Origin of the sequence: Micromonospora sp. WMMD980 (assembly GCF_029626035.1) — a bacterium.
Classification (GTDB): domain Bacteria; phylum Actinomycetota; class Actinomycetes; order Mycobacteriales; family Micromonosporaceae; genus Micromonospora.
Genome location: NZ_JARUBE010000003.1, coordinates 4256067 through 4282597, shown reverse-complemented (window position 1 = coordinate 4282597; position 26531 = coordinate 4256067). Strand labels below are relative to the sequence as shown.

Genomic DNA, 26531 nt, shown 5'->3' with positions numbered 1-26531 from the left:
CAACGGAATCCCTTGTAAGGGAGGGTTTCTCATGTCAGGATCAGTGCCCCATCGCCACTGACCCTCCCGCCGGCGAGCCGCCCCCGTCCCGCCGCCGACGATGCCCCCCAAGGAGTCGTCACATGCGTAGTCCCCTCCGGACGCTCACCCGGCGTGGTCTGCTCACCGGGACCCTCGGTTCGGCCGCGCTGCTCGCCACCGCGGGCACGCTCGCCGGCTGCGGCACCAAGGGCGCCCAGCAGACCGAGGCCGGATGCAAGAGCGAGGACCTGTCCGAAACCGAGAAGAAGCTGGCGTTCTCGAACTGGCCGCAGTACATGGACACCGACGAGAAGGACGCGGCCAAGCGCCCCACCCTGGACGCCTTCGTCGCCGCCTCCGGCATCCAGGTGACCTACACCGAGGACGTCAACGACAACAACGAGTTCTTCGGCAAGGTGCAGAACCAGCTCGCCGGCTGCCAGAGCACCGGCCGCGACATCATGGTGCTCACCGACTGGATGGCCGCCCGGATGATCCGGCTCGGCTGGGTCCAGAAGCTGGACAAGGCGAAGATTGGAAACGTCGAGGCGAACCTGCTGCCGTCGCTGCGCGGTCGCTCGTTCGACAAGGACACCCAGCTCGCCGTCCCCTGGCAGTCCGGTCTGGCCGGTCTCGCCTACAACGCCAAGGTGACCAAGGAGATCCGCACCGTCGACGAGTTGCTCACCCGCGCCGATCTCAGGGGCAAGGTGACCGTGCTGTCGGAGATGCGCGACACCATGGGCCTGCTGCTCCAGGCCGGCGGCCACGACCCGGCGACCTTCACCTCGGCCCAGTTCGACGACGCGCTCAACAAGCTCAAGAAGGCCGTGGACAGCAAGCAGATCCGCCGCTTTACCGGTAACGACTACGCCCCCGACCTGGCCAAGGGCGACATCGCCGCGTGCATCGGCTGGTCCGGCGACGTGATCCAGCTCGGCTTCGAGGACCCCAAGATCAAGTTCGTGGTGCCCGAGTCCGGGGTGATGCTCTGGTCGGACAACATGCTCGTGCCGAACAAGGCCACCCACAAGGCCAACGCCGAGGCGCTGATGAACCACTACTACGACCCGGCGGTGGCCGCCAAGCTCGCCGCCTACGTCAACTACATCTGCCCGGTGCAGGGCGCGCAGGCCGAGATGGAAAAGATTGACCCGGATCTCGCCAAGAACCCGCTGATCTTCCCGGACGACGCGATCCTGGCGAAGTCGAAGGTCTTCATGGCGCTGGACGAACAGCGCGAGAAGGAGTATGAGACCAAGTTCCAGCAGGTCATCGGGGCGTGAGGCAGATGGCGCAGGAAGCACCGGCCGGCGATCTGCGACTGGCCGACGTCACCAAGCGGTTCGGCGCCTTCACCGCCGTCGACGACCTCAGCCTCACCGTTCCGCAGGGCTCGTTCTTCGCCCTGCTCGGCGCGTCCGGCTGCGGGAAGACCACCACGCTGCGGATGGTCGCCGGGCTGGAGGCGCCGACCAGCGGGCGGGTGCTGCTCGGCGACCGGGACATCACCGGGCTGCGGCCGTACAAGCGGCCGGTCAACACCGTGTTCCAGAGCTACGCGCTCTTCCCGCACCTCGACATCCACGAGAACGTGGCCTTCGGTCTGCGCCGCCGCGGCATCCGCAAGGTGGGCGAGCAGGTCGAGCGGATGCTCGCGCTGGTCCAGCTCGACGGGTACGGCCGGCGCCGGCCGGCCCAGCTCTCCGGCGGCCAGCAGCAACGCGTGGCGCTGGCCCGGGCGCTCATCAACCACCCGCAGATGCTGCTGCTCGACGAGCCGCTCGGCGCGCTTGACCTGAAGTTGCGCCGGCAGATGCAGATCGAGCTGAAGCGGATCCAAGCCGAGGTCGGCATCACCTTCCTGCACGTCACGCACGACCAGGAAGAGGCGATGTGGATGGCCGACACGGTCGCGGTGATGAACGCCGGGCGGATCGAGCAGCTCGGCGCGCCCGCCGACATCTACGAGTACCCGGCCAGCCCGTTCGTGGCCAACTTCCTCGGCCAGTCCAACCTCATCGCCGCCGAGGTCAGCGGCCACGACGCGGACGACCTGCTGGTCACCGGGCACGGCAACCGGTTCGCCACCCCGCTGGAGCGGGCCCGGTCCCGGCAGGGCCCGGTCTGGCTCGGCGTCCGGCCGGAGAAACTGCACCTGGTCGCCGGCCGCGAGCGCGTCCCGGACGGGGGCAACGCGGTGAGCGGCGTGCTGACCGACATCTGCTACGCCGGCGTGAGCACCGAGTTCCTGCTCCGCACCGCCTGGGGGCAGGAGATGTCGGTGTTCACCGCCAACAACGACCCGGACGCCCGGCTGGTGCCCGGCGCCGAGGTAACCGCGCACTGGCATCCCCGGCACTCCTTCGTCCTGCCCCGCGACGACTCCACCAGCGACGCCGCCGACGGCAGCGCCACCCGGCCCGGCGCCACGAGCGGCGGCCGAGCGGACGGCGGACCGGCGGACGGTGGTGTCGGCGCGCCACCGCAGCGTCTGGAAGCCACGACATGACGGCGCTGGCGCACCTCGGCGGGGCGTCGCCCCCCACGCCTGCCGCGCCCGCACCCGACCGGAGGCGGCGGCACCGCCTCCTGCCGTACCTGTTGCTGCTGCCGGGCGCGGCCTGGCTGCTGGTCTTCTTCGCGCTGCCGCTGCTCCAACTCGCCGCCGCCAGCCTCTACGACCCGGCCGGCTCGCTCTCCACCGGATACGCGATGACCTGGGCGGTCGGCAACTACCCGGACGCGTTGCAGGCGTACTGGCCGCAGTTCCTCAGGTCCTTCCTCTACTCGGCGGTCGCGCTCGTGTTCGCGCTGCTGATGGGGTACCCGCTCGCGTACGCGATCGCGCAGAAGGCCGGCCGGTGGAAGAACCTGCTGCTGGTGGCCGTGGTCGCGCCGATGTTCACCAGCTTCCTGGTGCGCACGCTGGCCTGGAAGACCATCCTGTCGGACAATGGCGCGCTGGTCGGGCTGCTGCGGGACGTGCACCTGCTCGGCCCGGACGGCCGGCTGCTCGCCACCCCGGTCGCGGTGGTGCTCGGCCTGACGTACAACTTCCTGCCGTTCCTGGTGCTGCCGCTGTACGCGAGCCTGGAGCGGCTCGATCCCCGGCTGCTGGAGGCGGCGAGCGACCTCTACGCGAGCCCGCTGCGCGCGTTCGGCAAGGTCACCCTGCCGCTGTCGATGCCCGGGCTGATCGCCGGCACGCTGCTCTTCTTCATCCCGGCCACCGGCGACTACATCAACGCCGAGCTGCTCGGCACCCCGAACGAATACATGATCGGCAACGTCATCGACTCGGCGTTCCTGGTCCGGCTCGACTACCCGCAGGGCGCGGCGCTGTCGTTCCTGCTGATGGCCGCGATCCTGGCGATCGTCTTCACCTACCTGCGCCGGGCCGGCACGGAGGAGGTGCTGTGAGCAACGTCAGGCGCTGGGTCGCCGACCGGTGGGTGATGGGCGTGGCAGTGCTCGTCCTCGGCTATCTCACACTGCCGATCCTGGTGGTGGCCGGGCTCTCCGTCAACCGACCCTCCAGCCGGCTCTCCTACGACTTCAACGAGTTCACGCTGGACAACTGGGTCCACCCCTGCGCCACCGCCGACATGTGCGACGCGGTGGTGCGCAGCATGGAGATCGGCCTGATCGCCACCGTGGTCTCCACCGTGCTCGGCACACTGATGGCGTTCGCCCTGGTGCGGTACGGCTTCCGCGGGCGGTCCGGGATCAACGGCCTGATCTTCCTGCCGATGGCCACCCCGGAGTTGGTGATGGGCACCTCGCTGCTCGCGCTCTTCGTCGCCGCCGGGGTGCCGCAGGGCTTCTGGACCATCGTCATCGCGCACGTGATGTTCTGCGTGTCGTTCGTGGTGGTCACCGTGAAGGCCCGGCTCGCCGGCATGGACCGGCGGCTGGAGGAGGCCGCGATGGACCTCTACGCCAGCGAGTGGCAGACATTCCGCCGGATCACGCTGCCGCTGGTGCTGCCCGGCATCGTGGCCGCCGCGCTGCTCGCCTTCTCGCTCAGCTTCGACGACTTCATCATCACGAACTTCAACGCCGGCGCCACAGTCACGTTCCCGATGTACGTCTGGGGCGCCGCCCAGCGCGGCATCCCGCCGCAGGTCAACGTGATCGGCACGGCCATGTTCGTGATCGCGCTGCTGCTGGTCGGGGCCAGCTCGCTGCGCGGCCGGCGCGCCCGGCGGGCCGCGCTCGCGGTGAGCGCCACCCCGGCGGGGAAGCCATGACGCGCCCGCATACCGGTCGGGCGCTGGCCGACGCCGCACCCGTCCCGTACTGGCTGGACCGGCCGGACCGCCCCGACCCGCTGCCGCCGCTGACCGGCGCGCACACCGCCGACCTGCTGGTGGTCGGCGGAGGCTACGCCGGGCTGTGGACCGCGCTGCTGGCCAAGGAGGCCGACCCCGGCCGCGACGTGCTCCTGGTCGACGCCGGCACCTGCGGCTGGGCCGCCTCCGGCCGCAACGGCGGGTTCTGCGCCGCCTCGCTCACCCATGGGCTGGCCAACGGCGTCGAGCGGTTCCCCGACGAGATCGGTGAGCTGGAACGGCTCGGCCGGGAGAACCTGGACGCCATCGCCGCGACGGTGGCGCGGCACGGCATCGACTGCGACTTCGAGCGCACCGGGGAGTTGGCGGTGGCGGTCGAGCCGTACCAGCTCGACGGGCTCGCTGCCGACGCCGACCTGGGCCGCCGGTACGGCCGCGACGTACGCCTGCTCGACCGCGACCAGGTGCGCGCCGAGGTGGCCTCGCCGACGTACCTCGGTGGGATGTGGGATCGGGACCGGACGGCGCTGCTCGACCCGGCGAGGCTCGCCTGGGGGCTGCGCCGGGCCGCGCTCGGCCTGGGCGTGCGGATCCACGAGCACACCCGCGTCAGCGGGCTGGCCGCCGACGGCGCCGCGCTGCGCGCCACCACGGCCGGCGGCGCGGACGCCGCACCGGGCGCGGTGCGGGCCGCCCGGGTGGCGCTCGCCACCAACGCCTTCCCGCCGGAGCCGTTCCGGGCCGCCGGCATCAACCTCACCCGCTGGTCGCTCGCCCGCGCCGACGCGCGCGACGGGCGGCGCAACCTCTGGCTCCGTACTCTCGACCGCTCTGGACTGGGGTTCGACTCCTGATGCGTATCCTGCTCGTCGGCGCCGGTGGCGTCGGCTCCGCCGCCGTATCCATCGCCGCCCGCCGTTCGTTCTTCCAGGTCATGGTGGTCGCCGACCACGACCCGGCGCGCGCCGCCCGGGCGGTCGCCGGCCACGGCGACCGGTTCGTCGCCGCCACCGTCGACGCGTCGGACGCCGAGGCGGTCACCGCGCTCTGCCGGGAACACCGGATCACCCACGTGCTCAACGCGGTCGACCCGCGCTTCGTGCTGCCGATCTTCGACGGCGCGTTCGCCGCCGGGGCCGACTACCTCGACATGGCCATGTCGCTGTCCCGGCCACACCCCGAGCGTCCCTACGCCGAGCCCGGCGTGAAGCTCGGCGACGAGCAGTTCGCCGTCGCCGAGCGGTGGGCCGACGCGGGCCGGCTCGCGCTCTGCGGCATCGGTGTCGAACCCGGCCTGTCCGACGTGTTCGCCCGCTACGCCGCCGACGAGTTGTTCGCCGAGATCGACGAGATCGGGGTACGCGACGGCGCGAACCTCACCGTCGCCGGCCACGAGTTCGCGCCCTCGTTCTCCATCTGGACCACCATCGAGGAGTGCCTCAACCCGCCGGTGATCTGGGAGGCCGAGCGCGGCTGGTTCACCACCGAGCCGTTCAGCGAGCCGGAGGTCTTCGACTTCCCGGCCGGCATCGGCCCGGTCGAGTGCGTCAACGTGGAGCACGAGGAGGTGCTGCTCATCCCGCGCTGGGTGAAGGCCAAGCGGGTCACCTTCAAGTACGGCCTCGGCGCGGAGTTCATCGAGGTGCTGCGCACGCTGCACAAGTTGGGCCTGGACTCGACCGAACCGGTGCGGGTGCGCGGCGTCGACGTGTCGCCGCGCGACCTGGTGGTCGCCGCCCTGCCCGACCCGGCCACGCTCGGCGACCGGATGAGCGGCAAGACCTGCGCCGGCACGTACGTGACCGGCGCCGGGCCGGACGGCCGGGCCCGCCGGGTCTACCTGTACCACGTGGTCGACAACGAGTGGTCGATGGCCGAGTACGGCCACCAGGCGGTGGTGTGGCAGACCGCGGTCAACCCGGTCGTCGCGCTGGAGTTGCTGGCCGCCGGTGCCTGGTCCGGCGCGGGTGTGCTCGGCCCCGAGGCGTTCCCGCCGAAGCCCTTCCTCGACCTGCTCACCGGCTACGGTTCCCTCTGGGGGATGGAGGAGCGATGACCCGCTACGGCCCGATGTACGGCCCCGACGTGACGTTCCTCGGCGTGCCGCCGTGCACGGTCGAGGAGCCGGTCACCTACGCCGACGCCGACGTGGTGGTCATCGGCGCGCCGTTCGACGGCGGCACCTCGCACCGGCCCGGCACCCGGTTCGGGCCGTCCGCCATCCGGCAGGCCTGCTACCTGCCGCACGACGGTTCCCGCCCGTCGTTGGCGCTGCGTGTGGACGCGTTGCAGGACCTCTGCGTCTACGACGCCGGGGACGTGGAGATGTTCGGCGGCGACATCGAGCGCTCGCTGGCCGCGTTGGAGACGGCCGTGCACGCGGTCGCCGCCGCCGGGGCGATCCCGGTGGTGCTCGGCGGCGACCACTCCATCGCGCTGCCGGACGCCACCGGGGTGGCCCGGCACCACGGGCTCGGCCGGGTGTCGCTGGTGCACTTCGACGCGCACGCCGACACCGGGGACGTCGAGTTCGGCTCGCTGCACGGGCACGGCCAGCCGATGCGCCGGCTCATCGAGTCCGGCGCGGTACGCGGCGACCGCTTCCTCCAGATCGGCCTGCGCGGCTACTGGCCCGGCCCGGACACGCTGGCCTGGATGGCGGAACAGCGGATGCGCTCGTACGAGATGACCGAGATCGTGGCGCGCGGGCTGGACACCTGCCTCACCGAGGCGTTCGGCATCGCCACCGAGGAGTGCGAGGGCGTCTTCCTCTCCGTCGACGTGGACGTGGTCGACCCCGGCATGGCCCCCGGCACCGGCACCCCCGAGCCGGGCGGGCTGACCTCCCGCGAGCTGCTCGACGCGGTCCGCCGCGTCTGCTACGAGCTGCCGGTGGTCGGCCTGGACGTGGTCGAGGTCGCCCCGCCCTACGACCACGCCGACATCACCGCCTACCTCGGCAACCGCGTGGTCCTGGAGGCCCTGTCCGCGATCGCCCGCCGCCGCCGAGACGCCGAAACCGGAACCCCCTGGGACCCCACCCAACCCCTCCTCGACGCCCGCTGAACCTGACCCTTCGGGTTTAGCTCAGGCTATAGTCGAGGTATGGGTGCGGACGGGAAGCGTTCGTCGGTCAGGGTCACCGGTGAGGTCCGGCACTGGCTGCGCGACCTGCGGCAACACGATCCGGCGTCGTACGAGAGCGTGCGCGTGGCCGTGGACAAGCTCGTCGAGGTCGGGCCCGGCCTGGGGCGCCCACTCGTGGACACGCTCCGGGGGGAGCGGTCTGCGCAACCTCAAGGAGCTGCGGCCCCGCTCCGGTCGCGACGTGGCGATCCGGGTGCTGTTCGTCTTCGACCCGTGGTCCCAGGCCGTCCTGCTGGTCGCCGGCAACAAAGCGGGCGACTGGAGCCGCTGGTACCAGCGGAACATCCCGGTGGCGGAGATCGCCTACAAGGCGTGGCTCGACAACGAGCGTGAACGAAGGGGGGAGCCGTGACGGAGTTCCACGACTGGGACGAGGTCCGCACCGAACTCGGTGGCGACGACGAGGCGTACGCGCGGGAGCGTGCCCGGACCGAGGCATGGGTGAACGCCTTCCACCTGGCCGAGGAGCGCAAGCGGTTGGGGCTCACCCAGCGGCAGGTCGCCGAGATCATGGGGGTCACCCCAGGGCGGGTGAGTCAGATCGAGAACGGCGATCTCGACGTCAACGAGGTGGCCACGCTCAGCCGCTACGCCAACGCCCTCGGCGCCCGGCTGCGGATCATCTTCGACTACGGCGACGACCTCCGGCAGATCGCCTGATCAGGGGCGGGGGCAGGAGGGGCGGAGGCGTACCGGTTCGGTGGTTTCGGTGAGGGAGTTGGGCTCGACGACCAGGCGGGCGGTGGTCGTGGCGGGGCCGGGGCGGAACGTGCCGGCGTCGGCGGGGATCGTGGCGGTCCAGGTGCCGGCGGTGCGGTCGTCGGTGCAGGCGCCGATCACACCGAACCCGAAGCCGGTGACCGAGGCGCGCCGCACCCGCTGGCTCAGGTGCACCTCGACGTACGCCAGGCCGCGCTCGTCGCCGCACTCGAACCGGCCCCGGACCGTGGCGGTGCGGGCGCGGGCGTCGGCGGTGCCGAACCGGTCGACCGAGACCGCCGGGGCCGGAGTCGCCACGACCGCGCCGGCCGGGGTCGGGGCCGCCGGCGCGGCGACGGCGGTGCCGGGCGCCAATCCGAGCGTGGTGACGGTGGTGGCCGTGGCGAAGGCGGCGAGCAGGGACGGGCGGACCGGGTACATGCGCGGCTCCTGTCGGGCGGTGGTGGGACGCTGCTCCGATGTGGACGGCGCCAGCATCCCACCGCCGTGGCGGCCGCGAGCTGCAAGATCTTGGACTGTCAGTCGGCGAGTCGGGAGCGGATGAGGAAGCGGACGCCCTCCGGGGCCTCCAGGGAGAAGCCGCTGCCCCGCCCGGGCACCACGTCGACGGTGAGCCGGGTGTGCTGCCACAGGTCCCACTGGGCCTTCGACATCCAGAACCCCACCGGCTCGGGCACGCCGTCCACCGTCAGCGCGGCGAGCAGGAGGTCCGAGCCGCCGGTGCGGAACTCGCCGGCCGGGTAGCACATCGGGGCGCTACCGTCGCAGCAGCCGCCGGACTGGTGGAACATGAGCGGGCCGTGCTGCCCCCGCAGCGACCGGATCAGGGCGGCCGCCGCGGGGGTCACTGTCACCGGGTCACCCATCAGAAGAAGCCCAGCTTCTGCGGGGAGTAGCTGACCAGCAGGTTCTTGGTCTGCTGGTAGTGCTCCAACATCATCTTGTGGTTCTCCCGGCCGATGCCGGACTGCTTGTAACCGCCGAACGCGGCGTGCGCCGGGTAGGCGTGGTAGCAGTTCGTCCAGACCCGGCCGGCCTGGATCGCCCGCCCGGCCCGGTACGCGGTGGTCAGGTCCCGGGTCCACACGCCGGCGCCGAGCCCGTAGAGCGTGTCGTTGGCGATCTTGACGGCGTCGTCCAGGTCGGCGAAGGAGGTCACCGACACCACCGGTCCGAAGATCTCCTCCTGGAAGATCCGCATCGAGTTGTCGCCCTCGAAGATGGTCGGCTGCACGTAGTAGCCGCCGGACAGCTCGCCGCCGAGATCCGCCCGCTCACCGCCGGTGAGCACCTTGGCACCCTCCTGCCGCCCGATGTCCAGGTAGGACAGGATCTTCTCCAACTGGTCGTTGGACGCCTGCGCGCCGATCATCGTGTCGGTGTCCAGCGGGTGCCCCTGCGTGATCTGCCCGGTCCGCTCCACGGCGGCGGCCAGGAAGTCGGCGTAATGGCCCTGCTGGATCAGCGCCCGGGACGGGCAGGTGCAGACCTCGCCCTGGTTGAGCGCGAACATGGTGAAGCCTTCGAGCGCCTTGTCCAGGAAGTCGTCGGAGGCGGCGCTGACGTCGTCGAAGAACAGGTTCGGGCTCTTGCCGCCCAGCTCCAGCGTGACCGGTTTGATGTTCTCGCTGGCGTACTGCATGATCAGTTTCCGCGACGTTGCAGCAACGTTGCGCGCGGCAGCGCGTACTCCTCGGCGAGCTGGCGGGCCCGTGCCACCGCGAGCGGCCGGCGGGGCTCGCCCGCCGGCAACGCCCGGGCCAGTGCCTGCCAGGCGGTCAGGTCGTCGGCGCCGGTGGGCGTCGCGGTCCAGGCCGCGAGCAGACCCGGGTCCGCGCTCGCCAACACCGCCGCGCGCACCTGGCCGTCGACCAGGCGGCGCAGTCGCGCCACTCCCGGCGCGTCGGAGGCCGGCAGCAACGATCCCGGGTACGCGCGCAGCGCCGCCGCCGGATCGCCGCGTTCCAGCAGCTCGGTGACGGTGCCGAAGTCGGCGCGCACCGGCCCGCGCAGCCGGTATGGGCGCGAGTCGAGCACCTCCTCGCCGAGCGCGCGGCGCAGCCGGGACAACTCGGCACGCAACGTCACCGGATGCAACCGGTCGTCGCCGTAGAGGTCGAGGCCGAGCTGTTCCCCGGTGCGCCCCTCCGGGTGCGCGACCAGCAGCACCAGCAACTCGCTGTGCCGGCGGCCGAGCCGGACGCGTCGGCCACCGACGCGCAGCTCCGCCTCGTCCCGCCCGAGCGCGGCCACGTGCGGCACACCCGGCGCGGCGGGTGCGGCGCCGGCCAGGAACGCTTCGGCGGCGCGGGCGGTGGCCCGGACCAGCGCGAGGCTCTGCGGGTTGGCCAGGTGGTCGCCGCCGGTGATGTCGACGGCGCCGAGCAGCAGGCCGGTGACCGGATCGTGGATCGGCGCGGCGGCGCAGGTCCAGCGCTGTACCGGCCGGACGAAGTGCTCGGTGGCGAAGATCTGCACGCTGTGGTCGACGGCCAGCGCGGTGCCCGGCGCGTTGGTGCCGACGTGCGCCTCGTCCCACCGGGCGCCCGGCACGAAGTTCATCCGCTCGGCGTGCCGGAGCACGCCCGGATGACCCTCCACCCAGAGCAGCCGGCCACCGGCGTCGCAGACCGCCATCAGGTGCGCGCCGTCCTGCGCGATGCCGCCGAGCAGGTCGCGGAAGAGCGGCAGCACCCGGGCCAGCGGATGCGCGGCCCGATAGCTGTGCAGCGCGTCGTCGGCGAGGTCGACAGGCGCGGTGGCGTCAGGGTCGAGCCGGGCGGAGCGTTCCCAGGACCGGCGGACCACCTCCCGGACCCGGCCGGTGGCGGTGCCGGCGGTGAGGAACGCCTCGTGGGCGGCACCGACCTGCGCGATCCGCTCCGCCGGATCCGCGCCGAACTCCAAAGCGAGCCACGGGTCAGCCACCACCGACCTCCTCCACCCATGGTAGGTGCAAGGAGGGGCCCCCGCTTAACGCATTCGGTAGAGGCGGGGCCCCCGCTTAACACCTGCCGCGGTGAACGGCTGGGGCCTGCCGTCCGTATCAGGCGTCGAGGACACCGACGACGGGAGTGAACGTGAGGGTGCAGCGTAAGCACGTGCTGGCGGCGACCGTGGCGGTGGCCGCCGTCGGGGTCGTCTCGGTGGGCACCGGGATGGGTTTTGCCGAGACCGCGCCGACCGGACGGTCGGTCTGCGCCGGGTCGGTGACCTTCTCGGCCGAGGGCGGCGCGCCGGCGGCGACCAGCGACCGGTTCCCGGCGGGCACCCGGCTGCGGGTGACGAACCTGGACAACGACAAGGCGACAACGGTCACCGTGGTCGGGCCGTCGGGCAGTTGCGTGCTGCTCAACGCCGCCGCCATGGACCTGGTGCGGGAGCCGGGCAAGAACGTCATCCGGCGCAACGTGGTGGAACGCCTCGACGCCGCCGCGCCGGCGCCCGGCGGCGCGCAGCCCGTCGAGACCCGCCCGGGCAACGCCCAGCCGATCGGCGGCAGCGTCTGCACCGGCTCGATCACGTTCTCCGCCGAGGCCGGGGCGCCGGCCGCCACCAGCGGCCAGTTCCCGGTCGGCACCCGACTGCGGGTGACCAACCTGGACAACAACCGGGCGACCACCGTGACCGTGGTCGGGCCGTCCGGCAGTTGCGTCCTGCTCAACGTCGCGGCCATGGACGCCATCCGCGAACCGGGCAAGAACGTCGTCCGCCGCAACGTCGTGCAACTGTTGCGCTGAGCAGGGGTGGAACACCACGGGCGAAACCTGGGGGGATCTACGCCCGTGGTGTTCCACGATCAGGGGGCCGACACCTCCCGGCCGAAGGCGGCATCGAGGATGTCGAGGCCCCGGCCCAGCTCACGGTCGGAGATCACCAGCGGGGGCAGGAAACGCAGCACGTTGCCGTAGGTGCCGCAGGTCAGGGTGAGCAGCCCGGCCGCGTGGCAGGCCGCCGAGAGCGCCGCCGTCGCCACCGGGTCGGGCGTCGTGCCACCCGGCGCCACGATCTCCACGGCGAGCATCGCGCCCCGGCCGCGTACCTCGGCGATCCGTGGGTCGCGGGCGGCGATCGCGCGCAGCCGGTCGCCCACCACCGCGCCGATTCGCCGGGCCGCGGCCGGCAGGTCCAGCTCGTGCATGGTGGCGATCGCCGCGAGCGCGGCGGCGCAGGCGATCGGGTTGCCGCCGTAGGTGCCGCCGAGGCCGCCGACGTGCACGGCGTCCATCAGCTCGGCCCGCCCGGTCACCGCCGCCAGCGGCAGCCCGCCGGCCATCCCCTTGGCCAGCGTGACCAGGTCCGGCTCGACGCCCTCGTGGGCGCAGGCGAACCAGTCGCCGGTGCGGCAGAAACCGGTCTGGATCTCGTCGGCGACGAGGACCGCCCCGGCCGCCGTCGCCCACTCGCGCAACGCCGGCAGGAACCCCTCGGCGGGTACGACGAAGCCGCCCTCGCCCTGGATCGGCTCGATCAGCAGCGCGGCCACGTTCTCCGCGCCCACCTGCTTCTCGATCATCTCGATCGACCGGGCCGCCGCCGTCGCCCCGTCCAGCCCACCGTCCCGCAGCGGGTAGGACATCGGCACCCGGCAGATCTCCCCGGCGAACGGCCCGAACCGGTGCTTGTACGGCATGTTCTTCGCGGTCAGCGCCATGGTCAGGTTGGTCCGGCCGTGGTAGGCGTGGTCGAACACCACCACCGCGGGCCGGCCGGTGGCGTGCCGGGCGATCTTGACCGCGTTCTCCACCGCCTCGGCGCCGGAGTTGAACAACGCCGACCGCTTCTCGAAACCACCCGGCGTCACCGCGTTGAGCTGCTCGCACACCGCCACGTACGACTCGTAGGGCGCCACCATGAAGTAGGTGTGGGTGAACCGCTCGACCTGGGCGCGGACCGCCTCGACCACCTTCGGGGCGGAGTTGCCCACGTTGGTGACCGCGATGCCGGCCGCGAAGTCGATCCACTCCCGGCCGTCCACGTCGGTGAGCGTGCCGCCGCTCGCGTGGTCGACGTACGCGTCGACGACGCTGCCCACCCCGCGGGCCACCGCCGATCCGCGGCGCTTGCGCAGCTCCTCGCTGGAAGACACCGGGTCTCACCCTTCTTTCGTTCGCGACTGCGGGGCTCGCAAAACCGGCTCACTCCTCGCGCTCACGTCAGCCTTCGATGTTGTGCATGACGTGCTTGACCCGGGTGTAGTCCTCCAGGCTGTAGACCGACAGGTCCTTGCCGTGGCCGGAGTGCTTGAAGCCGCCGTGCGGCATCTCCGAGACGAACGGGATGTGGGTGTTGACCCAGACGCAGCCGAAGTCGAGCCGCCGGGTCATCCGCATGGCCCGGCCGTGGTCCCGGGTCCAGACCGAGGCGGAGAGGCCGTACTCGACGCCGTTGGCCCAGCGCACCGCCTCGTCCTCGGCGGTGAACCGCTGCACCGTGATCACCGGCCCGAACACCTCGTCCTGGATGATCTCGTCGGCCTGCCGCACGCCGGAGACGACGGTGGGGGCGTAGAAGAAGCCGCGCTCGCCGACCCGGGATCCACCCGTCGTCACGTCCGCGTGGTCGGGCAGGCGGTCCACGAAGCCGCTGACCCGGGCGAGCTGGTTGGCGTTGTTCAGCGGGCCGTAGAGCACGTCCGCGTCGTCGGGTCCGCCGGTGCGGGTGTTGCGGGCCTGCTCGGTGAGCGCGGCGACGAAGTCGTCATGGATGCCCGGGCCGGTGAGCACGCGGGTGGCGGCGGTGCAGTCCTGACCGGCGTTGAAGTAGCCGCCGACCGCGATCGCCTCGGCCGCCGCCGCGACGTCCGCGTCATCGAAGATCACCACCGGGGCCTTGCCGCCCAACTCCAGGTGGGTCCGCTTCAGGTCCGGCGCGGCGGCCGCCGCGACCTCCATGCCCGCCCGGGTCGAGCCGGTGATCGACACCAGCTGCGGCGTCGGGTGGGAGACCAGGGTACGACCGGTGTCCCGGTCGCCGCAGACCACGTTGAACACGCCCGGCGGCAGGTGCTCGGCGGCGATCTCGGCCAGCAGCAGCGTCGACACCGGCGTGGTGTCCGAGGGCTTCAACACCACCGCGTTGCCGGCCGCCAGCGCCGGGGCGATCTTCCAGACCGCCATCATCAGCGGATAGTTCCAGGGGGTCACCTGCGCGCAGACGCCGATCGGCTCCCGCCGCACGTAGGACGTGTGGCCGGCCAGGTACTCGCCGGCCGAGCGACCCTCCAGCAGGCGCGCGGCGCCGGCGAAGAACCGCAGCTCGTCCACGGCCGGCGGCAGCTCCTCGTCGGTGGTGAGCTGCCGGGGCTTGCCGGTGTTGCGTACCTCGGCGTCGACCAGCTCCGCGGCCCGCGCCTCCACCGCGTCGGCGAACTTCAGCATCGCCCGCTGCCGCTGGGCCGGGGTGGCGTCCCGCCAGCCCTCGAACGCGGTGGCGGCGGCCGTCATCGCCGCGTCCACGTCCGCCGGCCCGGACACCGGCGCCCGGGCGAAGACCTCGCCGGTGCACGGGTCGACCAGATCGGCGTAGTCGCCGTCCACCGGGTCGACATACTCGCCGTTGACGAAGTTGCGCAGCTGCTGCCGGTCGCTCATGTCAAGTCTCCGAGAGGGTGGCCGGGAGGAAGGTCAGCGGAGGTTCTCGCAATCTGACTGCCATCTTGGCTACTGAATTCGAGGCAGACAAGGGTTTGGGCAACTGTTTCCGCGCGGGCGTCTCTGGTCTACGCTGCCGGACGTGGAGCCGAGAGCCTGCTATGTCGCCGGCCGCCCCGCCCACGGCGATCAAGAGTTGACCGTCACCCACCCGTACGACGGGCAGGCGGTGGGGCGTACCACGCTCGCCACCACCGACCAGGTCGAAGCCGCCGTCGCGGGCGCCGCCCGGGTGGCGGCGGCCGCCGCGGCCCTGCCCGCGCACGCCCGCGCGGCGGCCCTGGACCACGTCACCCGGCGGCTCGCCGAACGCGCCACCGAGATCACGGCGCTGATCACCGCCGAGAACGGCAAGCCGGTCAAGTGGGCGAAGGCCGAGGTCGGACGCGCCGTCTCGGTGTTCCGCTGGGCCGCCGAGGAGGCCCGACGGTTCTCCGGCGACCTGCAACGCCTCGACACCGACCCGGCCGCGACCGGGCGGATCGCCCTGGTCCGGCGGGTGCCGCGCGGGCCGGTGCTCGGCATCACCCCGTTCAACTTCCCGCTCAACCTGGTCGCCCACAAGGTCGCCCCGGCGCTCGCCGTCGGCGCCCCGATCGTGGTCAAGCCGGCACCCGCCACCCCGCTCACCGCGCTGCTGCTCGGCGAGATCCTCGCCGAGACCGAGCTGCCCGAGGGCATGTTCTCGGTGCTGCCGTTGCCCAACGAGCGCGCCGCCGAACTGGTCGCCGACCCCCGGCTGCCGGTGGTCTCGTTCACCGGCTCCGGGTCGGTCGGCGCCGCCATCCGCCGGACCGCCCACGACAAGCACGTCACCCTGGAGCTGGGCGGCAACGCGGCGGCGGTGATCTGCGCGGACTGGTCGACGGACGAGGACCTGACGTTCGCCGCGCAGCGCATCGCCACGTTCTCCAACTACCAGGCCGGGCAGTCGTGCATCGCCGTCCAACGGGTCCACGTGCACGAACGCCTCTACGACCGCTTCCTGCCCCGGCTCGTCGCCGCCGTCGAGGCGCCGCGCACCGGCGATCCCCGGGACGAGTCGACCGACGTCGGGCCGCTGGTGTCCGTCGAGGCGGCGCGGCGCATCGAGGCCTGGGTGAACGAGGCGGTCGCCGCCGGGGCCACCGTCGAGGCGGGCGGCCCGCGCGACGGCGCGACCTGTCCACCGACCGTGCTCAGCGGGGTGCCCACAGACGCCAAGGTCTGCGCCGAGGAGGTGTTCGGGCCGGTGCTGGTGGTCGCCCCGGTCGCGGACGACCGGGCCGCGTTCGCCGCGGTCAACGACTCCGCGTACGGGCTGCAGGCCGGCGTCTTCACCCACCGGCTCGACGTGGCGTTCGCCGCCGCCCGCACGCTGGAGGTCGGCGGCGTGATCGTCGGCGACGTGCCGTCGTACCGGGCCGACCAGATGCCGTACGGCGGGGTGAAGGGCTCGGGGGTCGGGCGGGAAGGGGTGCGCAGCGCCATGGAGGACTACACCGATCAGCGCGTCACGGTGCTCACCGGGGTCGAGCTGTAGAGCCGGTCACCATGTGCCGTCGTCGCGGATCCGGGCGGGGGCACGGCCGAGCAGCAGGGTGGTGAGGGCGGCGTCGATGTCGGCGCCGAGGAACCACTCGCCGGCCTGGTCGAGGGCGAAGACCCGGCCGTGCTCGTCGACCGCGAGGATGCTCTCCTGACGTTCGCTGCCCAGTGGGAAGAGGCGGGCGCCCAGGACCGCGCCGAAGTCGGCGAGGGTGTCGGCGGTGTGCGCGGCGCGCAGCGGATTCGTGGTGAACCGACTGATCCACACCTGCTCCCCGGGGCCGCGACGTCGGCTGAGGACGGCCGGGAACGCGGTGAGCGCCGCCTCGGCGGCCGAGAAGATCTCGTGTTGGTGGTGTTGCCCTGTGCTCTCCATCGTCTCGGCGATCGCACCCAGCGCGAGGGCCTCGTTGAACATGCTGACCTGCCAGCCGCCGTCCGTGAGTGCGAGAGCCACCTCGTCCGGGAGCCGTCCGGGTTGGACGACGTCCTGCGGCTCCGGGCGCCATTCCTCGACGAAGGCCAGATCGGACCAGGGTAGGACCGCGAACCGCACCAGGAACCTGACGCACGAGTCGCAGGGGAGTTCGGCCGCGCCGCCCGCCGGATCACCTGGTTCACGGCTCCGGAAGAACTGGATCCGGCCGGTGCCCAACAGCTCGCGGGCCTCCTCGTGGGTGAGCGGCGGTAGCCCCTCCGCTGCGCGGCGGTGGTCGTGCTCGTGCAGGGCGTCGGAGACGACGATCACCTCGGCGTGCCGTTCACCGCCACGCACGAGATGGCCCGGGGGCAGCTCGTCCAGGTAGGACCGGACGAGCGGGTGGTGCCGCAGCTCGACGTCACCCTTGGCGCCCTGTGCCACGTGCAGTCGCCCGTCGAGTGTGAGGTGGGCGGCGGCGCCGGGGGTGGGCAGCCGGGTCAGCTCGCGGAGCAACTGCGCGGCCGGGTCGACGGTACGGAGGGCGCGCGGTTCGGCCGGGCGGCGTTGCCGGTACATCTCCTCCACCGCGCCGGCCGGGACCCGGGGCCAGGTGGACACCTCGCCGGTCTCCTTGTCGATGACCGTGGTCGGCAGGTCGCCGGGCAGCGCCCGGGCCTCGGTGGACACCGTGGACACGATCACGTAGCCCAGGTCGAACTCCTCGACCACGGGCGTGCAGGGGAAGCCGAGGCGGTCGGAGTCCCTGCGGGCCCACACGGAGGCGATCTGCTCGGCCTGCTGTCGCTCGATCACCACCTGAAATTACCGGACCCCATGGATTTCGTGGCACCCGGTATGGTCGGCCCTACCCACGGTGACGGAAGGGGAGTGGCGGTGGCCGAGAGTGCGGACCGGGATGCGAACCGTGCACTACGCGCACGATTCGACGAGGTGTACGGCCAGTACCAGCGCCTGCGGTCCGGCCTGGATGAACTCCAGGCCAGGCTGGCCGAGTTGCGGGTGACCGAACGCTCCGACGACGGCCAGGTCACCGCCGTGGTCGGGGCGCGAGGTGAGTTGATCAGCGTCGAGGTGAGCCCGGCGGTGTTCCACGACCGCGACGCCCGGGCGCTGAGCCGGAAGATCACCGAGACCGTGCTGCGGGCCAACGCCGCCGCGGGCACCACCACCCGTGAACTGGTCGCCGGCTATCTGCCACCCGGCTCGCCGTCAGTCGAGTTCCTGCGTACCCATGATTTCGGCGCCTTACTGGGCCGGGCCGACGCGGCCGTGTCGCGCGGCGAGTGACCGGTGACCGGGGGAGAGATCTGGCTGGACGCGGAGCGCGCCCGGCGCGGCGGCGCCGACCTGGCCGCGACCGGCCGGGCGGTGAACGCGGCGCGACGGGAGACCGGTGACCCGATTGCCGCGGCCGGCGCGCAACGTCCGTGGGGGCGGGACGACATCGGCGCCGCGTTCGACAAGCACTACCAGGGTTACGCCGCGACGCTGCTGCGGGCCTGGGAGCTGCTCGGCCGGTCGCTCGAAGGGATCGGCTCCGACGTGGTCCGCTCGGTCACCGCGACCGTCGAGACAGACCTGGGCAATGCCCGTGACCTCGGGCAGATCCCGCACCAGCGGCACAACCCGCATCGGCCCTGGCGCTGACCACCGGAGGATCCGCGCGTGAGCATGCTGCCCAGCCCGATCCCGCATCCGCTCGACTACTGTCCCTGGGAACTGCCCGGCTGGATCTACGAGACGCTCGACTGGGTGGTCGGCGTGGAATGGCCCGAGGGCAACGAGCGCGCCGTCTGGGACCTGGCCGACCAGTGGTACGGCGTGGCCGGCGTCCTGACCGGCCCGCGTGACGACGCGGTGACCGCCGCCGGCGAGGTGAAGAGCGGATACGGCGGCGTCGGCCTGGTGGCCCACGCGTTCGACACGGCCTGGGACAAGGTGGCCGGCGACGAGGACGCCCCGCTGCACGTCCTGGCCGCGGCCACCGACGAGTTGGGACGACTGGTCGACTCCTGCGGCTGCGACATCGAGGGCGCGAAGCTGGAGGCCTGGATCGAGCTGGGCATCCTGGTCGTCGAACTGCTGTCCCTCGTGGTGGTCACCGCGCTGACCCTGGGCACGGCGTCACCGGCGGCCGGTGCCGCGATCGCCGCCACCCGGGTCGCGGTGCAGCAGATCTTCAAGCGGCTGGTGGCCCAACTGGCCCGCAACGCCGTCCGGGAGGGCCTGAAGGAGGCTGGCGAGCGGGCCGCCAAGGAGGTCGTCAAGAGCGGTGCCCGAGGGCTCGCCCGCAAGGCGGTGCTCGGCGGCCTGGTGGAGGCCGGGCAGGAGGCCGGCACCAGCCTGGCCACCCAGGCCTACCAGAACTCCACCGGCCGGCGGGACGGCCTCGACCTCACCGACGTCGGCGCGTCGGGGCTCGGCGGTTTCGCCGGCGGTGCGGCCGCGCCCCTCGCCGGTCTCGGTCGGCACGCGAGCGGGCGGTTCGCCCGGGTCGGGGAGCACTTCGGGCGGGAGATGGCCGGCGAGAGCCTCGCGGAGACCGCGGCGGGGCTGGCGACAGGTCAAGGGCCGTCGCTGGAGGACCTGGCCCGCGCCGCGGCCTCCGGGGTGAGCGGCTCCGCCACGGGGCAGGCCGACACGGCGCTGCACCACCGGCTCGACGGGAAGCTCGGCGGCAGTACGGCTCTGCCGGTCGGCTTGGACGTGCCGCCCGGGACCGATCCGGCCGCGTCCATCCCGGCGCAGCGGCCACCGGAGCCGGCGGTGTCCGTCCACACTGGCGGGCCGGTGGCCGGTCACGCTCGGACCGATCTCACCAGTGGCACCCCATCCGTCGCCGCGCCCGCGATCGACGCATCGGCAAGCACTCATCCTTCTCCGGCGGACTCGGCGCGACCGGCGCCGGGGGCGAGCACCTCCCCGGCGTCGCCCTCGGAGAGCGCCGGGGCGCCAGCGGTGACGATCGGTCCGGCGCACGGTGCGATCATCACCACTCCGACGCTGTCCTCGGTAACCGTCGACGCGCCGACCGCCAGTGCCTCCCTCGTCGGTCCGACCGACGTCCGAGGCGGTCTGGCCCCGGCCCCACCCGACATGGCCTCACCCCCAGCCACGCCGGTGCACGCGGCGGCCTCGGTGACGCTGTCGCCACCGACCACCGACAGCACGTACTCCGTGGTGACGACTCCTCCGGACCGGCTCGTCCCTGGAGGCGGCGAAGGACACATCGGCGCGTCCACGGCCCCGACGGTCCACCCGCACACCACCCCGAGCCCGGGCGCACCGGCCATCGGTCCGGAGCCCCGACCAGCCCCGAACCCCCGATTTCCGCTGTTGGAGACGTTGGCCCCGCCGCGCCCCTCAACCGACTCCCCGGCCCCCTTCCACGGTCCGCCCGACCGCCCCGCACCGCGTCGCGAGACCCCGCAGCAGCGGGCCGCGCGCGTGGCGGCCGACCGCGAGGCGTTGGACCGGCGCCGTTACCAGGGCTACCTGGCGTCCCAGCGGGCGCTGCACGAGGAGAACAGGCGACAGTCGCAGGTCAGGGAGCTGCGGGATCTCGCCGAGCAGCATTACGAGGCGGCGCGTTGGCTCCTGACGAGGGGCTACGAACTGCGCGAGGCCGGGCAGCACCACCTTGCAGACCAGCACGTGCGGGAGGGACGGCTGCGGGAGCAGCTGCACTATCGGGCGGTCGACGAAGCGGACGCGGTACGCGCCGGCAAGCGCCTGCCGGAGCGGGTCATGGTCGAGGACGACCTCGATTTCTACCGGATCAACGACGACGTGGCCGACCTGGCGCCCGGCGCGGTCGAGACGGCCGACGAGTCCGCGCTGAGCGGTCACCGCCATCCACCACCTGTCGACCGGTCGCGCCCCTACGGTCGACGTGGTGGTCTCCGGCCTCCGCTCGCACTGCACCAGACCGATCTCGAACGGCGCATGCCCCGCAACCCGGACGGCACCGTGGCTCGCACCGCCGACCCTCGGCGTGGCGGGTGGTTCCGGCTGGCGAACGACGGTGGTCCGGCCGCCGACGCCACCCGGGGCATCAACTGCCTGGACTGCACGCTGTCGCTCTTCGAGACGTGGATGCACGGACGGCCACGGGTTGCCGCCCCGCGTACCTTCGACGGCTACCTCGCGGGCGACGTCCACCGGCCGGTCGGCGGTGAGGTGGACGGGCCGCTGCGGGTCGAGGAGACGACCGGCGGCCGGTTCCAGGACCTGTGCGGGCCCGACCGATCCGGAGCCACGGGCGCCGACCGGCGGAGGGTGGTCGAGCGTGGCTACCGCGACCTGCACGCGCAACTGGCGTCGGGTGGACACGGCAGCTACGCCTTCCTGATCACCAGCTTCGAGGGCGGCGGCTCGCACGCCTGGGTGGCGCTCAACCAGAACGGCACCGTCCTCTACCTCGATCCGCAGAGCGGGACGGTGGCGGATCAGCCGCTCTACCGCCACAGCGGTGCGCCGTTCGTCGGCAACGTGGTGGACGTGGACGCCCTGGTCCTCGGTCCGGACGGTCGCCCGATGCCGCTCTCCGGCCGGCCGCCCGGCAACTTCACCGTCCTGCCGGAGCCGCGGCCCCGTCCGGTGCCCCGGCTGCCGGACCCACCACTCGACGGCGGGGCCGCGCCGGATTTCAACCGCGTCCACCTGCTCGGCGAGTCGACGACGTTCCAGCGTCCGCCGGGTGCCTCGCCGCCTGGCAGCGCGCCACCGGCCGAGCCGAAGCCGGACCAGGTACGCGGTGCCCACCGGGAGGCGCACGCGGCACGGATCGCCGCCGGGCTCTACGTGCGCGACGCGCTGGCGGCGAGCGGCAGCCTGGACGCCGCCTTCGCCGCCGGCGTGACGCCTGTCGAATTGGCGCAGCACGCCGACGGGCCGACGCTGAGACGGCTGGTGCCGGGGCTGGACGAGACCGCGGCCGGCGACCTGACGCGGCTGTTCACCGAGCCCCGAGTCCAGCGGATGCTCGACCAGAGCTGGGAGGCGCCGCCCCGGCGCGAGGAGTTGCTGGCCGAGACGCTGGTGCGGCAGCTCGCGGAGCGACCCGACCTGGTCCGGATGATGCTGGCAACACCGGAGCTCGCCAACTCACTGACGGCCCGACCGGTGACCCTGCACCATCTGGCGAGCCACCAGCAGGCCATCGACGTACTACAGGACGTGTTGGCGGACATCCAGATGGATGGGCCAGACGAGCTCGTCATTGAGGGTGAGCGGATTCCTCTCCCCACCCCGTTGACCGCCGAACAGAGCGGTGTCACTCGGAAGGTTGCGTCGAGAAGGCAACTTGCCCAGCAGGCTGGCTTCGAACAGAGCCGGAAGGACGATTCGGCTTACGTCAGCGAGTACCTTGATCGGCTGTACGATGACGCGGCCATAGCCCAGGTGGAGCTCAACCAGATCGCCCGTGGTGTCGCGGGCGAGAACGGCAGGCCGGACTGGCGCACGGAGCCCAAGGGCCGTGAACGCGTGCTGGACAAGCTGGTCGAGTACGGCAACAACGCCGCCCGGCTTAAGGACTTGGCGGGCGCGAAGGTGGAGTTCGAGAGGCTGGATGACCTCTATCTGGCCCTGGGCTCCCTGGCTGACGACCCCAATGTCTTAATTTTGGACATCAAGGATCGCTTCGCATCCCCGCAGGGGAGCGGCTACCGAGACATCCTTCTGAACGTCGCTCTGTCAAACGGGCACGTGGGAGAGTTGCGCCTGCACCTCGCGGTCCTCGAAGACGTGGCCAAGTGGGAACATGCGTTGTACGAGATTCGGCGGGATCTGGATGCGCTGGCAGAGTTGGGTGATCGACCGTTGACGAGGTTCGAGACGGCAGTTCGGGACGGCCTCCTCAGGCGCGCTCAGAGCATTTACTGGAGCGTCCTACAGGACGCGCTCGGGGGAGTTTGACAGGGTGGCAGACCTGACCGGGTTGGTGCTTCCGAGGTTCTTCCTCTACTACGAGTCCCCGCTCAAGCTGGTGAAGACAGAAGGGGGCGGGGCCGCTGGTTGGCGGCTCTCGCCAGACACAGGGGGTTGGCGAGTAGCTAACAACCTCGTGGACAAGGTGCTCTTCGCGGGTGGTGACGATGTGCATCAGATCGGACGTGACGAATTCGTTTGGTACGTGGAGCAGGAGCGCGGACGCAATCTCCATGGTGAGGGGCCGATCTTCGCTCTGTACGAGACGGTCCGTGCGCTTGAGGACACCATTCGTGAGGAACGCCGTTATCCGACGCCGCAGGAGCAGGCGCTCGTTCGGGGTATCCGGCGGCGGACCTTCGTGATGTTCGAGGAGCAGCTCCAGCGGGCCGGTGACCCCGGCGCCGACCCCACCGTCGCCAGCGCCGCGACGGGCGGGGACGCCGAGCGCTCGTGACGGTGCCGTACCGGCCGCCGGCCGACGTGGCGGAGGCGCGACGCGTACAGGAGGAGTTGCGCTCGCGGGTCGAGCTGGTCGGGCCGGGGTCGGGCGTGCCGACCACGGTGGCCGGGCTGGATGTCGCGTACGCGCAGACTCGTGACCGCCTCGCGGCGGCCGTCACCGTGCTCGACGCCGGCAGCCTCGACGTGGTGGACGAGGCGGTGCACGCGGGGCGACCGGCGTTCCCGTACGTGCCCGGGTTGTTCGCGTTCCGCGAGATGCCGGCGCTGGACCGGCTCGCCGTCCGGCCCGATCTTCTGGTCTGCGACGGGCACGGAGTGGCGCATCCGCGCCGGTTCGGGCTGGCCTGCCACCTGGGTCTGGTGACCGGGCTGCCGGCGATCGGGGTGGGCAAGACGCCGCTGGTCGGGTCGTGGACGCCGCCGGGGCCCCGGCGGGGTGACTGGGCCGAGTTGCGCGACGGCGGCGAGGTGGTGGGGCGGGTGTTGCGGACCCGGGACGGGACCCGCCCGGTCTTCGTCAGCGTCGGGCACCGGATCGGGTTGGCCGAGGCGGTGGAGCGGGTGCTGGCACTGACGCCGCGGTATCGGCTGCCGGAGACCACCCGGACGGCCGACCGGCTCTGCCGGCGGGCGCTGGCGGCGGGTGGCGGCCCGGGCTGACGGCGGCCGCGTGTCGCGGCACAACTGTCGTGCGTTCGATGAGCAGGGGCGCTGACGCGCGGGTAGTAACCTCACCCGGCGGATCCCGTCCGGGACGGAAACGGTGAGGTGGAGATGTCGGTGAGGCGGCACGCGGAGCGCTGGGCCACGGTCGGCGCGTTGCTGGGTGGTCTGGTGGCCGCCCCGGCGTCGCCGGCGCTGGCCGAGGGCGACCGGGTCGGGCTGCGCTCGGTGGGCAGCTTCACCGCGGGCGGCTCGGCGGGCGCGGTGGCGATCGAGGTACGCAAGCGCGCCGAGGGGTGCGTGCAGCTGCGCGCCGTGCTCGGGCTGAGGCTGGAGGGCCTGCGCGCGGACCAGGTCCGGGTGCAGGTGGCGACCGGCGGGCGCTGGCAGGCGGTACCGGTGGCTGGTGGCGGCGGCGTGGTCACCACCGGGCAGGTGGCGCCGGTCGATCGACCGCTCTGCAAGGGCAAGGGCGCCGTGGTGCGCTACCGGGTGACGTTCCTGGCCGGTGCCGTCGGTGGGCGGCTGGAGCTGGCCGGTGAGGCGCGCGCCGCGAACGGCCAGGTGCTCGGCCGGGCCGGCCGGTCGGCCCGGCTGGTGGGCGCCGAGCGCACGCCCAGCCCGAGCCCGACGCCGTCCGGCAAGCCGTCGCCGACCCCCAAGCCCAGCGCGGTCGCGTCCACCGCGGCCGAGCCGGCCGGCACGTCGCCGGTGGCCGCCGCCGTCGACCCGGCGGCCGGCGCCGCCGCCGACGACTCGTCCTTCGGAGGTTCGCTCATCATGTGGTTCGGCATCGCGCTGGTCCTCGTCGGCGCCGCACTCATCGTCCTGCTGGTGCGGCGCAGCCGCGCGGACCGGACGGACGGCGGCCCGGCCGCCGACCAGCCGCCGGTCCCGCTGCCGCGCAGCAGCACCACCTACCGCACCCAGACGCCCGGGCCGGCCCCGACGGTGTACGGGGGCGCGACGCCGCCCCGGCCGACGGGCAACGTGTACGGCGCACCGCCGGCCCCGCCCGCCGAGGACGCCACGAGCGTGTTGCCCCGCATGCCGGACTGAGCCGGAACGCGGCGGGTCACCAGGGTTACGGTGACCGTGAGTGGCGGCGGGGTGACCCGGTCGCCGGTCCGATCGGCGGGTGTCGAACGGGACCCGGTGCCGGGGGCGGTTCGCCGTTAAGATCGCGTGCGCCGGACGGCACCGCCGCCCGGTGAGACCGCATACGTGGAAGGAGCCGCGCCGTGGCCCTGGACCCGCAGTTGCTCGAGATCCTCGCCTGCCCGGACACGCACCACGCCCCGCTCGACTACGACCCGCAGGCGCAGACGCTCACCTGCACCCAGTGCGGTCGGGTCTTCGAGGTGCGTGACGACGTGCCGGTGCTGCTCCTGGACGAGGCGCTCGGTGGGCCCGCGCCCGACGAGGCGCGGGGCGGGTCGTCGCGGTGATGGACGGTACGGCCGGGGTCAGCGGGCACCGGCACGCGGACGAGGCACTGCTGGACGATCCCGCGCTGCTGGCCGAGCGCGACCCGGGTGGCATGCTCCGGTTCACCGCCTCGGCCGGCGCCCAGGTGCGCGAGTCGGCGGCGCTGGCCGCCGAGGCGAACCTGTCGGTGCTCGGCGACGACGGGCGCCCGCGCGCGGTGGTCATCGCCGGGATCGGCACCGCCGGGCGCACCGGTGACGTGCTGGCCACGGTCGCCGGGCCGCGCTGTCCGGTGCCGGTCATCCCGCACCGCAGCGCCGGCGTGCCGGGCTGGGTGGGCGCGGCGGACGTGGTGATCGCGGTCAGCGCGTCCGGCCGCAGCCCCGAGGCGTTGGGGGCGGCCGAGGCGGCGCACCGGCGCGGCGCCCGGCTGGTCGCGGTCGGCGCGCCGGACTCGCAACTCCAGTCGGTGGCCGAGCGGGCCCGCGCGCCGTTCATCCCGGTGCCCCGGCGCGCGCCGGCCCGGGCCAGCCTCTGGGCGCTCACCGTGCCGGTTCTGCTGGCCGCCCGTACGCTCGGCCTCGTGAAGGTCAACGAGGCGGACCTGGCCGAGACCGCGGCCCGGTTGGACGCCGACGCCGACCGGTGCCGGCCGACCGCCGAGTCCTTCGTCAACCCGGCGAAGTCCCTCGCGTTGGGCCTGTCGGGCTCGATCCCGATCGTCTGGGGGTCGTCCCCGCTGGCCACCGTGGCCGCCCGCCGGTTCGGCGACACGCTGTCGGCGAACGCCCGCTACCCGGTGGTCAGCGGCGCCCTGGGCGAGGCGGGCCGGGGCCGGGTGGGCCTGCTCGACGGTGTCTTCGGCGGTCTGGCCGAGGGCGAGCGGGACATCTTCGCCGACCCCGACGACGCCGCCGAGCGGGGCATACGGCTGCGGCTGGTGCTGCTGCGCGACGGCGGGCTCAACGCCGACGACGACACCGACGAGCCGTTGGCGGTGGAGGAGCGCCGCGCGGACGCGGTGCAGACGCTGGCGGAGCGGCGCGGGGTGCGGTGCGACGTGGTGACCGCCGAGGGCGGCTCCGCGCTGGAGCGGCTCGCGTCGCTGGTGGCGGTTCCCGACTTCGCCTCGATCTATCTCGCTCTGGCACACGGGCTGGACCCGATGGCGGTTCCGGCCATCACGGAAATGAAGGAGCTGGCAAACCAGTGAGCACGTGCGGCATCGAGCGAGGCGGG

The 26531-nt window shown here is 72.7% G+C and carries 24 protein-coding genes and 2 pseudogenes; 19 read left to right on the top strand and 7 right to left on the bottom strand.

From position 1 onward, the window contains the following. Positions 1 to 122: 122 nt before the first annotated feature. The 9 genes and pseudogenes from O7618_RS20040 to O7618_RS20000 all read left to right on the top strand — a co-directional run bounded on the left by O7618_RS20040 (position 123) and on the right by O7618_RS20000 (position 8123). A complete protein-coding gene (locus tag O7618_RS20040) occupies positions 123 to 1307 on the top strand; it encodes a spermidine/putrescine ABC transporter substrate-binding protein (RefSeq protein WP_278107642.1) in 1185 nt (394 codons plus the stop codon). Positions 1308 to 1312: 5 nt separating this feature from the next. Then, positions 1313 to 2533 carry an ABC transporter ATP-binding protein gene (locus tag O7618_RS20035; protein WP_278107641.1) on the top strand — a complete coding sequence of 407 codons (1221 nt, stop codon included), beginning with the start codon at positions 1313 to 1315 and terminating at the stop codon, positions 2531 to 2533. Next, complete coding sequence (locus tag O7618_RS20030; RefSeq protein ID WP_278107640.1) at positions 2530 to 3444, top strand: ABC transporter permease; 915 nt, start codon at positions 2530 to 2532, stop codon at positions 3442 to 3444. The genes O7618_RS20035 and O7618_RS20030 overlap by 4 nt, the downstream gene beginning before the upstream one ends. After that, entirely contained in the window at positions 3441 to 4274 is an 834-nt protein-coding gene (locus O7618_RS20025; protein ID WP_278107639.1) for an ABC transporter permease, read from the top strand. Before O7618_RS20030 ends, O7618_RS20025 begins: the two co-directional genes overlap by 4 nt. Next, positions 4271 to 5170 carry an FAD-dependent oxidoreductase gene (locus O7618_RS20020; protein ID WP_278107638.1) on the top strand — a complete coding sequence of 300 codons (900 nt, stop codon included), beginning with the start codon at positions 4271 to 4273 and terminating at the stop codon, positions 5168 to 5170. The genes O7618_RS20025 and O7618_RS20020 overlap by 4 nt, the downstream gene beginning before the upstream one ends. After that, positions 5170 to 6372 (top strand): saccharopine dehydrogenase C-terminal domain-containing protein, encoded by a 1203-nt coding sequence (locus O7618_RS20015; RefSeq protein WP_278107637.1) that lies wholly within the window; start codon positions 5170 to 5172, stop codon positions 6370 to 6372. Before O7618_RS20020 ends, O7618_RS20015 begins: the two co-directional genes overlap by 1 nt. Then, complete coding sequence (gene speB, locus O7618_RS20010; RefSeq protein WP_278107635.1) at positions 6369 to 7382, top strand: agmatinase; 1014 nt, start codon at positions 6369 to 6371, stop codon at positions 7380 to 7382. Before O7618_RS20015 ends, speB begins: the two co-directional genes overlap by 4 nt. A 39-nt stretch (positions 7383 to 7421) precedes the next feature. Next, positions 7422 to 7815 (top strand): annotated as a pseudogene (locus O7618_RS20005) (type II toxin-antitoxin system RelE/ParE family toxin). Then, on the top strand, positions 7812 to 8123 hold the full coding sequence (locus tag O7618_RS20000) for an XRE family transcriptional regulator (protein ID WP_278107633.1): 312 nt from the start codon (positions 7812 to 7814) through the stop codon (positions 8121 to 8123). Before O7618_RS20005 ends, O7618_RS20000 begins: the two are co-directional and overlap by 4 nt. On the opposite strand, the gene O7618_RS19995 is transcribed toward O7618_RS20000, so the two are convergent. From O7618_RS19995 to O7618_RS19980, 4 genes and pseudogenes are all read right to left on the bottom strand, one after another. Further along, complete coding sequence (locus O7618_RS19995) at positions 8124 to 8603, bottom strand: hypothetical protein (RefSeq protein ID WP_278107632.1); 480 nt, start codon at positions 8601 to 8603, stop codon at positions 8124 to 8126. It abuts the gene before it with no gap. 98 nt (positions 8604 to 8701) lie between these two features. After that, positions 8702 to 9049 (bottom strand): DUF779 domain-containing protein, encoded by a 348-nt coding sequence (locus tag O7618_RS19990; protein WP_278107630.1) that lies wholly within the window; start codon positions 9047 to 9049, stop codon positions 8702 to 8704. Continuing rightward, a pseudogene (gene adh, locus O7618_RS19985) lies at positions 9049 to 9843 on the bottom strand (aldehyde dehydrogenase); the annotation flags it as partial. The pseudogene adh and the gene O7618_RS19990, both read right to left, overlap by 1 nt. After that, positions 9828 to 11111, bottom strand: coding sequence for a transcriptional regulator (locus O7618_RS19980; RefSeq protein ID WP_278107628.1), 1284 nt, complete (start codon positions 11109 to 11111; stop codon positions 9828 to 9830). The pseudogene adh and the gene O7618_RS19980, both read right to left, overlap by 16 nt. Before the next feature lie 152 nt (positions 11112 to 11263). Here O7618_RS19980 and O7618_RS19975 point away from each other — a divergent pair, with 152 nt between their 5' ends. Continuing rightward, entirely contained in the window at positions 11264 to 11923 is a 660-nt protein-coding gene (locus O7618_RS19975; RefSeq protein WP_278107626.1) for a hypothetical protein, read from the top strand. Positions 11924 to 11982: 59 nt separating this feature from the next. Here the strand turns inward: O7618_RS19975 and gabT are convergent, their stop codons facing one another. Both gabT and O7618_RS19965 read right to left on the bottom strand, forming a co-directional pair. Next, positions 11983 to 13272: a 4-aminobutyrate--2-oxoglutarate transaminase gene (gene gabT / locus O7618_RS19970; RefSeq protein ID WP_278107625.1), complete on the bottom strand. Its 1290-nt coding sequence runs from the start codon at positions 13270 to 13272 to the stop codon at positions 11983 to 11985. 67 nt (positions 13273 to 13339) lie between these two features. Further along, entirely contained in the window at positions 13340 to 14776 is a 1437-nt protein-coding gene (locus O7618_RS19965) for a gamma-aminobutyraldehyde dehydrogenase (protein WP_278107624.1), read from the bottom strand. Between the two features lie 142 nt (positions 14777 to 14918). Between O7618_RS19965 and O7618_RS19960 the strand changes: the two genes are divergently transcribed. Beyond that, positions 14919 to 16358 (top strand): aldehyde dehydrogenase family protein, encoded by a 1440-nt coding sequence (locus O7618_RS19960; RefSeq protein WP_278107623.1) that lies wholly within the window; start codon positions 14919 to 14921, stop codon positions 16356 to 16358. Positions 16359 to 16364: 6 nt separating this feature from the next. On the opposite strand, the gene O7618_RS19955 is transcribed toward O7618_RS19960, so the two are convergent. Continuing rightward, entirely contained in the window at positions 16365 to 17597 is a 1233-nt protein-coding gene (locus O7618_RS19955; protein ID WP_278107622.1) for an SUKH-3 domain-containing protein, read from the bottom strand. Between the two features lie 81 nt (positions 17598 to 17678). On the opposite strand from O7618_RS19955, the gene O7618_RS19950 reads away from it, so the two are divergent. The 8 genes from O7618_RS19950 (at position 17679) to O7618_RS19915 (ending at position 26505) form a co-directional block, all read left to right on the top strand. Next, positions 17679 to 18092, top strand: a complete 414-nt coding sequence (locus O7618_RS19950) for a YbaB/EbfC family nucleoid-associated protein (protein ID WP_278107621.1) — start codon at positions 17679 to 17681, stop codon at positions 18090 to 18092. A 3-nt stretch (positions 18093 to 18095) separates the two neighbouring features. Beyond that, positions 18096 to 18452, top strand: a complete 357-nt coding sequence (locus tag O7618_RS19945; RefSeq protein ID WP_278107620.1) for a hypothetical protein — start codon at positions 18096 to 18098, stop codon at positions 18450 to 18452. 24 nt (positions 18453 to 18476) lie between these two features. Then, positions 18477 to 22724 (top strand): toxin glutamine deamidase domain-containing protein, encoded by a 4248-nt coding sequence (locus O7618_RS19940; RefSeq protein ID WP_278110082.1) that lies wholly within the window; start codon positions 18477 to 18479, stop codon positions 22722 to 22724. A gap of 148 nt (positions 22725 to 22872) precedes the next feature. Then, positions 22873 to 23193 (top strand): hypothetical protein, encoded by a 321-nt coding sequence (locus tag O7618_RS19935; RefSeq protein ID WP_278107619.1) that lies wholly within the window; start codon positions 22873 to 22875, stop codon positions 23191 to 23193. Beyond that, positions 23190 to 23861 (top strand): endonuclease V, encoded by a 672-nt coding sequence (locus O7618_RS19930; RefSeq protein WP_278107618.1) that lies wholly within the window; start codon positions 23190 to 23192, stop codon positions 23859 to 23861. Before O7618_RS19935 ends, O7618_RS19930 begins: the two co-directional genes overlap by 4 nt. 114 nt (positions 23862 to 23975) lie before the next feature. Next, on the top strand, positions 23976 to 24923 hold the full coding sequence (locus tag O7618_RS19925) for a hypothetical protein (RefSeq protein ID WP_278107617.1): 948 nt from the start codon (positions 23976 to 23978) through the stop codon (positions 24921 to 24923). 182 nt (positions 24924 to 25105) lie between these two features. Beyond that, a complete protein-coding gene (locus tag O7618_RS19920) occupies positions 25106 to 25312 on the top strand; it encodes a Trm112 family protein (protein WP_278107616.1) in 207 nt (68 codons plus the stop codon). Then, positions 25309 to 26505, top strand: coding sequence for an SIS domain-containing protein (locus O7618_RS19915; protein ID WP_278107615.1), 1197 nt, complete (start codon positions 25309 to 25311; stop codon positions 26503 to 26505). The genes O7618_RS19920 and O7618_RS19915 overlap by 4 nt, the downstream gene beginning before the upstream one ends. The last annotated feature ends 26 nt before the right edge of the window (positions 26506 to 26531 follow it).